Here is a 12,672-nt window from a genome sequence, read left to right as displayed (position 1 = left end):
GCGGCCGCCTAGAGCTGGAGCAGCCGCTGGGTGATCTCCCGGTACTGCCTCAGCGCGTGCCGGAGTTCGTCGGACTGTGTTCCGGGGGCCTGGTCCTGCCATCCGGCGCGCAGGAGACGCCGCCGCTCCGCGAGGGCGTTCACGAGCTGGGCGGTGGCTTCGTCGTAGGCGCTCTCGGCCTCTTCCACCGCCTCGCGTGGAGTGTCGGCGAAGGTGTTGAGGGCGTGCCGGAGGCGCTGGAGGATCGCGTCCCTTTCGGCCGACGGGAGCAGCGGCTCCGGGCCCGGGGTGCGGAGTTCGGCGGAGCCCCCGGTGTGGCCCGCGGGCTGCTGGGCGCGTGTCTGGTCGTACATCATCGGTTGCCGCTTCCGTTCCGCCCGAAGGCGCTCTTGGTCTTCTCGACGGCCTGCTTCAGGCTTCGGAGACCCGGTCGATCCTGCCTCGGCGTTGCGGTCGCTTCTCGCGGGCGACCCTGTTGTCAGGTGGCGGCATGGCCTGCGCCGTGCCGCCAGTCAACGTCCGGCGGCGGTCGGTGTCAACGCGGTGGTCACGCGATCCGGCCCGTGATCCAGACCGGCGCGGTGGTCATGGACGGCATCTTCAAGTGCGGTCCGGAGCGTTGGTCACGCAGATGGACACGCATACGAAACAGGTCCGCAGCCTACTCACATGAGTAGGCTGCGGACCTGGTGTTCACTGTCGGGGTGGCGGGATTTGAACCCACGACCTCTTCGTCCCGAACGAAGCGCGCTGCCAAGCTGCGCTACACCCCGATGTCGCTGCTGTCGCGGCGACGACGTTTACTTTAGCCCACCGGTGGCTAGAGACGAAATCCGGTTTTGCCGCGGTGGCGGATGGGGTTCGGGCGGGCGTGGTCGAGGGCTACGAGGAGCACGGCCAGGGCGTAGAAGGAGAGGCCCAGGAGGAGGGCGTTGCCGAGGACGCGCTTGAAGCCGTCCTGGCCGACGTCCAGGAACGGGTAGAGGTAGCGGTCGGGGGTGCCCGGGAGGAGCAGCTCGCCCCGGGTGAGGCAGAAGGCCAGGTAAGCCATGGGGTAGAGGAGCCAGGTGCTGGCCTGGCGGAGGCGCATGCGGCCGGGGGACGTGAGCAGGAGCCAGTCCAGTACCGCCGCGATCGGGGTCACCGTGTGCAGCACCGGATGGGAGGGCGCCGGCCCGCCCGTCGGGGTCGCGGCCTCGCCCGCGAGGGAGAACGGGCTCGCCGCGTCGGCCAGGAGCAGGTGGTGCACCAGGGCCGCGATGACGACGTAGAGCAGCGTCGCCCCCAGCACGGCCCCCGGCAGGGGGCGGCTTGCCGTCCATGCGCGGCGGGCCGAGAGTGTCATGACCAGCGCCAGCAGCATGTTGCTCTGGATCGCGAAGGAGCTCAGGGCCCGGGACGGATCGCCGAGGAGCAGTTCGAGCGTGACGCCTGTGACCGCCGCGAGGGCGATCAGCAGGCGGAAGGCCGCGGCCGCGGGGCGGCGGACCGGGGTGACGACGGCCGTGGCCGGCACGGGGGCGGGCTTCAGCGCCGGCGGGGACGGTATCGCTGGGAGGTCCGGGATGTCCCGGGGTATCGGGGCGGTCATGCCCCCACGCTGGCAGAAACGGACATAGGGGGCGATGTGGGCGGGGCTGTGCGGGTTACCCATCCGGGGTGACCCGTCCGGGGCGACCCGTCCGGGGTGACCCGTCCGGGGTGACCCGGATGGGGTGACCCACCCGGGCCGACCCCCTCGCGCTACCTCCCCGGCACCTCTCGCCCCACCAACGTCAGCAACGTCGCCTCCGGCGGGCACGCGAACCGTACCGGTGTGTAGCGGTTCGTTCCGCAGCCCGCCGACACGTGGAGGTACGACGTATGGCCCTCAGCCGAGTGGGTGGACAGGCCCTTCACCCGCTCCGTGTCCAGGTCGCAGTTGGTGACCAGGGCGCCGTAGAAGGGGATGCACAGCTGGCCGCCGTGGGTGTGGCCGGCCAGGATCAGGGGGTAGGCGTCGGCCGTGAAGGCGTCGAGAGTGCGCAGGTACGGGGCGTGCACGACGCCCATCGAGAAGTCCGCCGCCTCGGACGGGCCGCCCGCCACCTGCGCGTAGCGGTCCCGCTTGATGTGCGGGTCGTCCAGGCCCGTGAGCTCCACCGAGCCGCCCTCGAGCTTGAGCTCGCCGCGCGTGTTGGTCAGGTTGAGCCAGCCCGCCGCGTCGAAGCCGTCCCGCAGGTCCTCCCACGGGTTGTGCACCACGCCCTCGGCCGGAGCGTTGCCGTTGAGCCCGTGGCGGCCCTGCGCCTTCTCGAGCAGGTAGCGGGCGGGGTTGCGCAGCTTGGGGCCGTAGTAGTCGTTGGAGCCGAAGACGTACGCGCCCGGGAACTCCATCAGGGGGCCGAGGGCGTCCAGGACCTCCGGGACGCCCTCCGGGTCGGAGAGGTTGTCGCCCGTGTTGATCACGAAGTCGGGGCGCAGACCCGCCAGGGACCGCAGCCAGCGCTGCTTCTTGCGCTGGCCGCCGACCATGTGGATGTCGGAGACCTGCAGCACACGCAGGGGACGCATCCCCGGGGGCAGGACCGGGACGGTGACCCGGCGGAGGCGGAAGGAGCGGGCCTCGAAGCCTGCCGAGTACAACAGTCCGGCGGCGCCAGCCGCCGCGATCCCCAGGGGTACTCCATATCGCGCGCGCATACGACCATCGTGTCAGACCCGGGCCGTTGCCCGTGTCCGGGCGGTACGCGAATTCCCCTGACGGCACCGGGCATTAGACGGCCGCCCCACAAATCGAGGGGCGCCGCTCCTCCCGCACCTGCGACAATCGACCCCATGACCACGCTCAAGTCGAAGCTGCAGGAAGACCTCAACGTTGCGATCAAGGAGCGCGACGAGCTGCGCTCCTCGACGCTCCGGCTGACGCTCGCCGCGATCACCAAGGAGGAGGTCGCGGGCAAGGAGAAGCGCGAGCTCTCCGACGACGAGGTGCAGAAGGTGATCACCCGGGAGGCGAAGAAGCGGCGTGAGGCGGCCGACGCCTTCGCGCAGGGTGGTCGTGCCGAGCAGGCCGAGCGGGAGAAGGCGGAGGGCGAGGTCCTCGCCACGTATCTGCCGCAGCAGCTGTCGGACGAGCAGCTCCAGGAGATCGTCGCCCAGGCCGTCGAGGAGGCGAAGGCGGCCGGTGCGGAGGGGCCGCGGGCCATGGGTGCGGTCATGAAGATCGTGAACCCGAAGGTGGCCGGGCAGGCCGAGGGTGGCCGCGTCGCCGCCGCGGTGAAGAAGCTGCTGGCCGGCTGATCTTCCAGTACGTCTCAGCGGGACGTCGGCTGATCTCTCGGCCGAGCGACGACGGCCCCTTCCCACCCGCGCGGGTGGGAAGGGGCCGTCGTCGTTCAGCGCACTGCCGGCACAGCCGGCTCAGCCGAACCGGCCGCCGTTGCCGTTCCCGCCATTGCCCTGGCCCCGGATGAAGCCCTCCGGGATGGAGAACGAAGGCGTGGGCTCGTCGCCGCCTCCGCCGTTGTTGCCGCCGACCAGGCCGCCGATGAAGCCGTCGTCGCCACCGTTGTCGCCGTTGCCCCCGTCGTCCCGGCCGCCGTCCCCGTCACCGCGGTCCCGCGGCTTGCTGTCGGGGATGTGCACGTCGTTGAAGTCCTCGACGGGCTTGCCCTCCAGCGCGCCGGACATCATGTCGCCCCAGATCGGGCCGGGAACCTCGCCACCGAAGACCTTGCCGTACGACCGGCCGCCGATGGTGATGCCGACCATCTTCCGCTTGTGCGCGGGGTCGCCGACCCACACGGCACCGGCCATGTTCGGCGTGTAGCCCACGAACCAGGCCGCGTAGCGCTCGTCCGTCGTACCGGTCTTACCGGCGCTGGGGCGGCTGCCGAGGCCGGCCTTCTTACCCGTACCGTCCTCGACGACGCCCTTCAGCAGGGCGTTGATGGTGTCGGCGGTGTTCTCCGACATCGCGCGCGAGCAGGTCGACTTCGGGACCTCCAGCGACGTGGTCTTGTCGCCGACCCGCCGGTTGACCGACTCGATGGCGACCGGCGTGCAGTGCATGCCGCGCGAGGCGAAGGTCGCGTACGCGTTCGCCATGGTCAGCGGGGACATCTCCTGGGTGCCGAGGGCGATGGAGGGCACCTGCGGCATCTTGTCGCCGTCGGCCCGCACGACGCCCATCTTCTTGGCCATGGTCGTCACCGGGCAGATGCCGATGTCGCTGATCATCTGCACGTAGTAGGTGTTGACCGACTTGGCGGTCGCCTCCCGCATGTCGTACGGGCCGACCTCGGAGGAGTTCTCGTTCTGGAGCTTCGCCGGGTTGTTGGGGTCGTTCACCCACCGCTTGTCGTCACAGGCCGAGACCGGGCTCGGGTACGGCATCTGGTACGGCGAGGAGTAGACCTTGTTCGCCGGCATGCCGTCCTCGAGGGCGGCGGCGGCCACGATCGGCTTGAACGTCGAACCGGGCTGGTAGCCCATGCCGCCGCCCATCGACTGGTCGACCGAGAGGTTGATCTGCGTCTGGTTCTTCTTGAAGCCGTACGGACGCGACTGGCCCATGGCGAGGATCTTGCCGGTGCCGGGCTGGACGAGGGTGGCGGCGGTGGCCACCTCGTCGCTCTTGTAGACGTGGTCCTTGATGGAGGCCTGCGCCGCGTTCTGGGCCTGCGGGTCCATGGTCGTGCGGATGGTGAGACCGCCCTGGTTCCAGATCTTCGCGCGCTTCTCCTTGGTCTTGCCGAAGACCGGATCGTTCAGGAAGACCTCGCGCACGTAGTCACAGAAGAAGCCGGCGCCCTTGACCGCCGTGATGCAGCCGTTCTTGGGCTTGCTGACCTTCAGGCCGAGCGGTGCCTTCATCGCGTCGGAGGCCTGCGCCCTGGAGATGTCGCCGACGGCCGCCATGCGCTGCAGCACGGTGTTGCGGCGCTTGGTGGCCTCCGCCTCGTCGTTGACCGGGTCGTACCGGCTGGGCGACTGGACGATGCCGGCGAGGAGCGCCGCCTCCTGGACGTTCAGGTCCTTGGCGGACTTGGAGAAGTAGCGCTGGGCGGCGGCCTCGACGCCGTAGGCCTGCTGGCCGAAGAACGTGATGTTCAGGTAGTTCTCGAGGATCTTCTTCTTGCCCAGCTCCTCCTCGACCTGGATCGCGTACTTGAGCTCGCGGATCTTGCGGCCGATGGTCTGCTGGGTGGCCTGCGCGACCTTGGTCGGGTCGTCGCCGGCCTCCTCGACGAAGACGTTCTTCACGTACTGCTGCGTCAGGGTGGAGGCGCCCTCGGAGACTCCGCCGGTCTGCGCGTTCTTGTTGAGGGCGCGCAGGACGCCCTTCAGGTCGACCGCGCCGTGCTGGTAGAAGCGCGAGTCCTCGATCGCGACGATCGCCTTCTGCATGTACGGCGAGACGTCCTTGAGCGGGACCACCGTGCGGTCGCGCGAGTAGACCGTGGCGATCTGGCCGCCGTCGGCGTCGAGGATCGTGGTGCGCTGACTCAGCGGCGGGGTCTTCATGTTGGCCGGGAGCTCGTCGAAGCTCTCGACCGACCCCTTGGCCGCCAGTCCCAGCGCGCCCACCGCGGGCAGCGCGATGCCGGCCAGCACGGCTCCCGCGAGGACACTGACACCGAGGAACTTGGCGGCCTGCTGCGTGGGAGACAGACCACCGCCCGAGCGCTTCATTGGCATGAGGGCAGCCTACGTTCTCATTCACCGGACAGGCGTATAGGCCTTGGCCTAAGCTGCTCTCAACTGTCACAGCCGTGAGGTCACGTATCAATACGTCCGGCGACCCCGAATCGTTCCGGGTGTTCCCCAATTTTTTTGGTGGGGTCGTGTCCGAATCCGCCTTGTGTGTCATACGGCGCCCCATGTGACGCAATGGAACTGTCCCGGTTTGCCGGGAAGGTTACGTATGTCGCCAGCTCACTCCCCCGGGTGATCTGCCGCTTACCCATAGTCCGTTCGGGCCATTCAAGATTGGGCCCGCTGGGGGTGTTGCGCTGTGCCCACCTTCCGTAACGTCCTCAACTGGCGGCGGTGAATATGCCGCTTGCCGCCGTGGGGGAGCCTCGATTCGGGAGAGGACGGCGCCGGTATGGGCTGGGTAGTCGACTGGAGTGCGCAGGCGGCCTGCCGCACTACCGATCCGGATGAACTGTTCGTTCAAGGAGCAGCGCAGAACAGGGCCAAGGCGGTGTGCACCGGATGCCCGGTGCGCACGGAGTGCCTGGCCGACGCGCTCGACAACCGCGTCGAGTTCGGCGTGTGGGGAGGAATGACGGAGCGGGAGCGCCGCGCACTGCTGCGCAGGCGTCCCACTGTGACCTCCTGGCGCCGGCTGCTGGAGACGGCGCGTACGGAGTACGAGCGGGGGTGCGGTGTTCTGCCCCTCGACGACGACGAGATCTACGAGAACTACGCAGCGGTGAGCTGAGGGTGAGCTGAGGAGTCCCTTCGGGAGCTCCCCAGGTCCAGGTCTGAGGGCTCTGTCAGGGCCCTTCGCCATCACCCACGGATTCTCAGCCGACGGGTCTTTCGGCGTACGGCTTCTTCGCCGACGGGCTTTTCGGCGTACGGGTTCTTCGCCCTCGTCACGAGCCCTGCGCCCTCGCCGGGTTGTCCTCCAGACAGACCCGGCACGCGCCTCGGGTACGCAGCACGGGTACGCGCCTCAGGCACTCGCCTCGGGCGTCTCCGGCTGGTCGGCGGGGTCGGGCAGCTCGCGCTCGTCGGCCGCGAGCCGGTCGCCGATCTCGCGCAGTCCCGCGAGGTCGTGCACGTCACCGGGCAGCGCGGCCACTTCCGTCACGGCCACCTCGGGGTGGAGCGCGGTGAAGCGGTCACGCGTGCGCTGCTCACGGGAGAGCAGCTGCATACGATCGGCGTGCAGCCTCAACAGGCCCGCGGTGAGCTGGTCGACGGACCGCTCGGGGGCCTCGGCCTGCTCGGTGTCCGCAGGGCCCTTGGCGTGCCCGGTGTCCTCGGCAAGCTCGGCTTCTTCGGTGGGGGAGCCACCCTCGGGAGCCGATGCCGGAGCCTGAGTTGGTGTTCTGGGCGTGGGAGAGTCTGAACTTTCCTGTGCGTCGGGGGAGTTACGAAGTCTTGCTTTCCCGCCCTCCTGATCCACAATGCGGGGCTCTTCAAGATTTTCCGCGGCGGCGAGTGCCCGCTCGGCCGACAGCCGGTCGGCCCCGCTGCCGTGCACCCGGTTGAGTACCAGACCGGCGAGCGGCATGTCCTCCGCGGCCAGCCGCTCCACGAAGTACGCGGCCTCGCGCAGCGCGTCCCGCTCCGGAGCCGCCACCACGAGGAACGCCGTGCCAGGCGCCTGGAGCAGCTTGTACGTCGCGTCCGCGCGGGTGCGGAAGCCGCCGAAGGTGGTGTCCATCGCGGACACGAACGTCTGGACGTCCTTGAGGAGCTGACCGCCGAGCAGCTTGCCGAGGGTGCCGGTCATCATCGACATCCCGACGTTCAGGAACTTCATCCCGGCGCGGCCGCCCAGCTTCGCCGGTGCCGTCAGCAGCCGGATCAGCCGGCCGTCCAGGAACGACCCCAGCCGCTTGGGCGCGTCCAGGAAATCCAGCGCCGAGCGGGAGGGCGGGGTGTCGACGACGATCAGGTCCCACTCGTCCCGGGCGCGCAACTGCCCGAGCTTCTCCATCGCCATGTACTCCTGCGTGCCCGCGAAGCCCGCCGAGAGCGACTGGTAGAAGGGGTTTCCCAGGATGGCGGCCGCCCGCTCGCCGTCCGCGTGCGCCTCGACGATCTCGTCGAAGGTGCGCTTCATGTCGAGCATCATCGCGTGCAGCTCGCCGCCCGCGGAGTCGTCGATGCCCTTCACCCGGCGCGGGGTGTTGTCCAGGGAGTCGATGCCCATGGACTGGGCCAGCCGGCGGGCCGGGTCGATGGTCAGGACGACCACCTTGCGGCCCCGCTCCGCCGCGCGCAGACCCAGGGCCGCCGCGGTGGTGGTCTTGCCGACCCCGCCCGAGCCGCAGCAGACCATGATCCGGGTCTTCGGGTCCTCCAGCAGGGGATCGATGTCGAGCAGGCGCGCGGGGGCGAGGTGCGGGCGGGCCGGGTCGTGGCTGTGGGCCGGGTCCGGACGACTCATGACATCCCCTGCTTCCGACTCATGACGGGCCTTGCCCGTCCGTCCTGGCTCATGACACGCCCTGCTCGCGTGCCCTGTCCGTGCCGGCTCATCTCGTGCCCCGCTCGCGTGCCCTGCCCGTGCCTGCTCATGACACGCCCTGCTCGCGCAGCTCGCGGGCCAGCTCGTACAGCCCCGCCAGGTCCATGCCCTCGGCGAACAGGGGCAGTTCGTGCGTCGCCAGGCCCAGTTCGGCCAGGACCGCCCGCTGCTCGTGCTCCAGCGTGTACCGCTCGGCGTACTCCTCGGCCTGCGTGAGCAGCGGATCCACCAGCCGCTCGGCGTGCCCGCCGCGCCGCGCCCCGCCGAGCCCCGCGGAGGACAGGGACCGCGCGACAGTGGAACGCGGGACCGTCCGTACGAGTTCCAGGTCCGTCTCGTCCAACACCTCCGGCCGGACCATGTTCACGATGATCCGTCCCACCGGCAGCCGGGCCGAACGCAGCTCCGCGATGCCGTCCACGGTCTCCTGGACGGGCATCTCCTCCAGCAGCGTCACCAGGTGCACGGCCGTCTCCTGCGACTTCAGCACCCGCATCACGGCCTGCGCCTGATTGTGTATCGGGCCGATCTTGGCGAGACCCGCGACCTCGTCGTTCACGTTCAGGAAGCGGGTGATCCGCCCGGTCGGCGGGGCGTCCATGACGACGTAGTCGTACACGAACCGCCCGCTGCGCTCCTTGCGGCGCACCGCCTCGCACGCCTTGCCGGTCAGGAGGACGTCCCTGAGGCCGGGCGCGATGGTGGTGGCGAAGTCGATCGCGCCGAGCTTCTTCAGGGCCCGTCCCGCGCTGCCCAGCTTGTAGAACATCTGGAGGTAGTCCAGAAGGGCCAGTTCGGGGTCGATGGCGAGGGCATACACCTCCCCGCCCCCGGGTGCTACCGCGATTTTCCGTTCCTCATAAGGCAGCGCTTCCGTTTCGAAGAGCTGCGCGATGCCCTGACGGCCCTCGACCTCGACGAGAAGCGTCCGCTTCCCCTCCGTGGCCAGGGCCAGCGCTAGGGCCGCGGCCACCGTGGTCTTGCCGGTACCGCCCTTGCCGCTGACGACCTGGAGCCTGCTCACGTATTCGAGCCTAACCAGTCCGTGCCCGCGCTACGCGGGAGGCTGTGGACAACCGGTGCGGTGGTGGGCCGCGTGGCCCCCGGCCGCCAGGGGCTAGAGTCGGCCGCATGACCAAGTGGGAATACTCGACTGTGCCGCTGCTCGTCCACGCCACGAAGCAGATTCTGGACACCTGGGGCGAGGACGGCTGGGAGCTCGTCCAGGTCGTGCCCGGGCCGAACAACCCCGAGCAGCTCGTGGCCTACCTGAAGCGGGAGAAGCAGTAGTGGGCGCCGTCGAGGCGAAGCTGGCCGAGCTCGGCCTGAGCCTGCCGGCGGTGGTCCCGCCGCTCGCCGCGTACCAGCCGGCCGTGCAGTCAGGCCCGTACGTCTACACCGCCGGGCAGCTCCCGATGGTGGACGGCAAGCTTCCGGTCACCGGCAAGGTCGGCGCGGAGGTCACCCCCGAGGAGGCCAAGGAGCTGGCACGCACGTGTGCGCTGAACGCCCTGGCCGCCGTGAAGTCCGTAGCCGGTGACCTGGACCGCATCGCGCGTGTGGTGAAGGTCGTCGGCTTCGTCGCCTCGGCCTCGGACTTCACGGGCCAGCCCGCGGTGCTCAACGGCGCGAGCGAGCTGCTCGGCGAGGTCCTCGGCGACAAGGGCGTGCACGCGCGCAGCGCGGTGGGCGTCGCGGTGCTGCCGCTGGACGCACCGGTCGAGGTCGAGATCCAGGTGGAGCTCGCGTAGCACCGGGCCGTGCACCCCGTCCGTGCCCTCTGCGATGGCCCCAGCTGCGCATTCCGTCCCCGGGGCCACTCGAACATCCGCCCGTCACGGGATAGCCTCGCGCCCATGGCGAACGGTCAGTGGTACCCCCCGGAGTGGCCGGACCGCATCCGCGCACTCGCGGCCGGCACCCTCACCCCGGTGACCCCGAAGCGCGCGGCCACCGTCATGCTCCTGAAGGACACCGGCAGCGGCCCCGCCGTCCACATGCTGCGCAGACGCGCCTCCATGGCCTTCGCCGGAGGCGCGTACGCGTATCCGGGCGGCGGTGTCGACCCGCGCGACGACGATCACCACGTCCGCTGGGCGGGCCCCACGCGCGCGTGGTGGGCCGACCGGCTCGGCGTCGACGAGACGGCGGCCCAGGCGATCGTCTGCGCGGCCGTGCGCGAGACGTACGAGGAGGCGGGCGTGCTGCTCGCCGGACCGGCCTCCGACTCGGTCGTCGGTGACACCACGGGTGCCGACTGGGAGGCCGACCGGGCCGCCCTGGTCGCCCGGGACCTGTCCTTCGCGGAGTTCCTGGACCGCCGCGGCCTGGTCCTGCGCTCCGATCTGCTGGGCGCCTGGACCCGCTGGATCACCCCGGAGTTCGAGGCCCGCCGCTACGACACCTGGTTCTTCGTGGCCGCGCTCCCCGAGGGGCAGCGCACCCGCAACGCCTCCACCGAGGCCGACCGGACGGTGTGGATCACGCCGGGTGAGGCGGCCGCCGGGTACGACAAGGGCGAGCTGCTGATGATGCCGCCGACGATCGCGACCCTGCGCCAGCTGACGGAGTACGAGACGGCCGCCCGGGCGCTCGACGCCGCCCCGGGGCGTGACCTCACGCCCGTCCTGGCCACCGCCCGCCTGGTCGACGGCGAGCTCGTGCTCTCCTGGCCGGGCCACGACGAGTTCACCAAGCACATCCCGACCGGTGGAGCCACCGCATGACGGACGCAAGCGCCCTTCCCGGCCAGCCCCGGGGCGGGGTCCTCTCGGGGCCCGCCACCGCGCGGGCCGTGAACGTCCTGGCCCCGAACGCGTCGGCGATGACCCTGGACGGCACGAACACCTGGATCGTCTCCGAGCCCGGCTCGGACCTGGCCGTGGTGATCGACCCGGGGCCGCTGGACGACGCGCACCTGCGACGGGTCGTCACGACGGCCGGGCAGGCCGGCAAGCGGGTCGCCCTGACCCTGCTGACCCACGGGCACCCCGACCACGCGGAGGGCGCCGCCCGGTTCGCCGAACTGACCGGCACGCGCGTGCGTGCCCTCGACCCGGCACTGCGGCTGGGCGACGAGGGCCTGGCCGCCGGGGACGTGATCACGACCGGTGGGCTGGAACTGCGCGTGGTGCCGACCCCCGGCCACACCGCCGACTCCCTCTCCTTCCACCTCCCGGCCGACCGGGCCGTCCTCACCGGCGACACGATCCTCGGCCGCGGCACGACGGTCGTGGCCCACCCCGACGGCCGCCTCGGCGACTATCTGGACTCCCTGCGCCGCCTGCGCTCCCTGACGGTCGACGACGGCGTCCACACCGTCCTGCCGGGCCACGGCCCGGTCCTCGACGACGCTCAGGGCGTCGTCGAGTACTACCTCGCCCACCGCGCCACCCGCCTCGCCCAGGTCGAGACGGCCGTCGAGGACGGCTACCGCACCCCTGCGCAGGTCGTCGCCCACGTCTACGCCGACGTGGACCGCTCCCTGTGGCCGGCGGCGGAACTGTCGGTGCGCGCGCAGATGGACTATCTGGAGGAGCACGGGCTCATCTGACCCCGTCCGGATACGACGTCGGGCCCCGTCTCGTGAGGAGACGGGGCCCGATGACGTACGGGGCCGGGTGTGCGCGTCAGCGTGAGCGCTTGGCGAGGCGCTCCACGTCCAGGAGGATCACCGCGCGGGCCTCCAGGCGCAGCCAGCCGCGCTGGGCGAAGTCCGCGAGGGCCTTGTTGACCGTCTCGCGGGACGCGCCGACGAGTTGGGCCAGCTCCTCCTGCGTGAGGTCGTGCACGACGTGGATGCCCTCCTCGGACTGCACGCCGAACCGGCGCGACAGGTCGAGCAGCGCGCGGGCGACACGGCCCGGGACGTCCGAGAAGACGAGGTCGGACATCGCGTCGTTGGTCTTGCGCAGTCGGCGGGCGACGGCGCGCAGGAGCGCCGTGGCCACCTCCGGGCGGGCGTTCAGCCAGGGCTGGAGGTCGCCGTGGCCGAGGCCGAGCAGCTTGACCTCGGTCAGTGCCGTGGCCGTCGCGGTGCGCGGGCCCGGGTCGAACAGCGAGAGCTCGCCGATGAGCTCGCCGGGGCCGACCACGGCCAGCATGTTCTCGCGGCCGTCGGGGGATGTGCGGTGGAGCTTCACCTTGCCCTCCGTGACCACATACAGGCGGTCACCGGGGTCGCCCTCATGGAACAGCGAGTCACCGCGGGCGAGGGTCACCTCACTCATGGAGGCGCGGAGCTCCGCGGCCTGCTCGTCATCGAGCGCCGCGAAGAGCGGATTGCGCCGCAGAACGTCGTCCACGAGTTCTCTCCTATTCGACCTGCTCAGGGGATCTTGCTCCCCCGTGTACCGAGGGACCGTGGTGCCCATTTTGTCGGGCGGTCCAAACAGTGTGATCTGTCACAAGGATGCCGCACACGTGTCCCGGGGTACGCGGCAGGGGTCCAATTGGGCGCCGATCTTCAGGGGCCGGGG

The 12,672-nt window shown here is 70.5% G+C and carries 13 protein-coding genes and 1 tRNA gene; 6 read left to right on the top strand and 8 right to left on the bottom strand.

The genetic code is table 11. The features are described 5' to 3' along the window. Positions 1-8: 8 nt before the first annotated feature. From BJ965_RS17370 to BJ965_RS17355, 4 genes are all read right to left on the bottom strand, one after another. On the bottom strand, positions 9-356 hold the full coding sequence (locus BJ965_RS17370; protein WP_184909506.1) for a hypothetical protein: 348 nt from the start codon (positions 354-356) through the stop codon (positions 9-11). Between the two features lie 343 nt (positions 357-699). Then, a tRNA-Pro gene (locus BJ965_RS17365) sits at positions 700-773 on the bottom strand. Between the two features lie 47 nt (positions 774-820). Next, positions 821-1,591 (bottom strand): Pr6Pr family membrane protein, encoded by a 771-nt coding sequence (locus BJ965_RS17360; protein ID WP_184909505.1) that lies wholly within the window; start codon positions 1,589-1,591, stop codon positions 821-823. 152 nt (positions 1,592-1,743) lie between these two features. Then, a complete protein-coding gene (locus tag BJ965_RS17355; protein ID WP_184909504.1) occupies positions 1,744-2,682 on the bottom strand; it encodes a metallophosphoesterase in 939 nt (312 codons plus the stop codon). A gap of 135 nt (positions 2,683-2,817) precedes the next feature. On the opposite strand from BJ965_RS17355, the gene BJ965_RS17350 reads away from it, so the two are divergent. Then, positions 2,818-3,282, top strand: a complete 465-nt coding sequence (locus BJ965_RS17350) for a GatB/YqeY domain-containing protein (RefSeq protein WP_031105819.1) — start codon at positions 2,818-2,820, stop codon at positions 3,280-3,282. Positions 3,283-3,402: 120 nt separating this feature from the next. Here the strand turns inward: BJ965_RS17350 and BJ965_RS17345 are convergent, their stop codons facing one another. Further along, positions 3,403-5,682 (bottom strand): transglycosylase domain-containing protein, encoded by a 2,280-nt coding sequence (locus tag BJ965_RS17345; RefSeq protein ID WP_184909503.1) that lies wholly within the window; start codon positions 5,680-5,682, stop codon positions 3,403-3,405. A 409-nt stretch (positions 5,683-6,091) separates the two neighbouring features. Between BJ965_RS17345 and wblA the strand changes: the two genes are divergently transcribed. Then, on the top strand, positions 6,092-6,430 hold the full coding sequence (gene wblA / locus BJ965_RS17340; RefSeq protein WP_030846174.1) for a transcriptional regulator WblA: 339 nt from the start codon (positions 6,092-6,094) through the stop codon (positions 6,428-6,430). 237 nt (positions 6,431-6,667) lie between these two features. Here wblA and BJ965_RS17335 read toward each other — a convergent pair whose 3' ends face one another. Both BJ965_RS17335 and BJ965_RS17330 read right to left on the bottom strand, forming a co-directional pair. Beyond that, positions 6,668-8,113: an ArsA family ATPase gene (locus BJ965_RS17335; RefSeq protein WP_184909502.1), complete on the bottom strand. Its 1,446-nt coding sequence runs from the start codon at positions 8,111-8,113 to the stop codon at positions 6,668-6,670. A gap of 127 nt (positions 8,114-8,240) precedes the next feature. After that, on the bottom strand, positions 8,241-9,218 hold the full coding sequence (locus BJ965_RS17330; RefSeq protein WP_184909501.1) for an ArsA-related P-loop ATPase: 978 nt from the start codon (positions 9,216-9,218) through the stop codon (positions 8,241-8,243). Positions 9,219-9,325: 107 nt separating this feature from the next. Here BJ965_RS17330 and BJ965_RS17325 point away from each other — a divergent pair, with 107 nt between their 5' ends. The 4 genes from BJ965_RS17325 (at position 9,326) to BJ965_RS17310 (ending at position 11,747) form a co-directional block, all read left to right on the top strand. Then, a complete protein-coding gene (locus tag BJ965_RS17325; protein WP_097218487.1) occupies positions 9,326-9,484 on the top strand; it encodes a DUF4177 domain-containing protein in 159 nt (52 codons plus the stop codon). Beyond that, on the top strand, positions 9,484-9,945 hold the full coding sequence (locus tag BJ965_RS17320) for a RidA family protein (protein ID WP_030846166.1): 462 nt from the start codon (positions 9,484-9,486) through the stop codon (positions 9,943-9,945). Before BJ965_RS17325 ends, BJ965_RS17320 begins: the two co-directional genes overlap by 1 nt. A 105-nt stretch (positions 9,946-10,050) precedes the next feature. Beyond that, positions 10,051-10,920 carry an NUDIX hydrolase gene (locus BJ965_RS17315; RefSeq protein WP_184909500.1) on the top strand — a complete coding sequence of 290 codons (870 nt, stop codon included), beginning with the start codon at positions 10,051-10,053 and terminating at the stop codon, positions 10,918-10,920. Beyond that, a complete protein-coding gene (locus BJ965_RS17310; protein WP_184909499.1) occupies positions 10,917-11,747 on the top strand; it encodes an MBL fold metallo-hydrolase in 831 nt (276 codons plus the stop codon). The genes BJ965_RS17315 and BJ965_RS17310 overlap by 4 nt, the downstream gene beginning before the upstream one ends. Before the next feature lie 76 nt (positions 11,748-11,823). Here BJ965_RS17310 and BJ965_RS17305 read toward each other — a convergent pair whose 3' ends face one another. Then, positions 11,824-12,498 (bottom strand): Crp/Fnr family transcriptional regulator, encoded by a 675-nt coding sequence (locus BJ965_RS17305; protein ID WP_010031945.1) that lies wholly within the window; start codon positions 12,496-12,498, stop codon positions 11,824-11,826. Between the last annotated feature and the right edge of the window lie 174 nt (positions 12,499-12,672).

This window comes from Streptomyces luteogriseus (assembly GCF_014205055.1).
In the GTDB taxonomy this organism is placed as follows: domain Bacteria; phylum Actinomycetota; class Actinomycetes; order Streptomycetales; family Streptomycetaceae; genus Streptomyces; species Streptomyces luteogriseus.
Note: the sequence above shows the minus strand (reverse complement) of the source record. Positions and strands in the feature narration are given on the sequence as shown.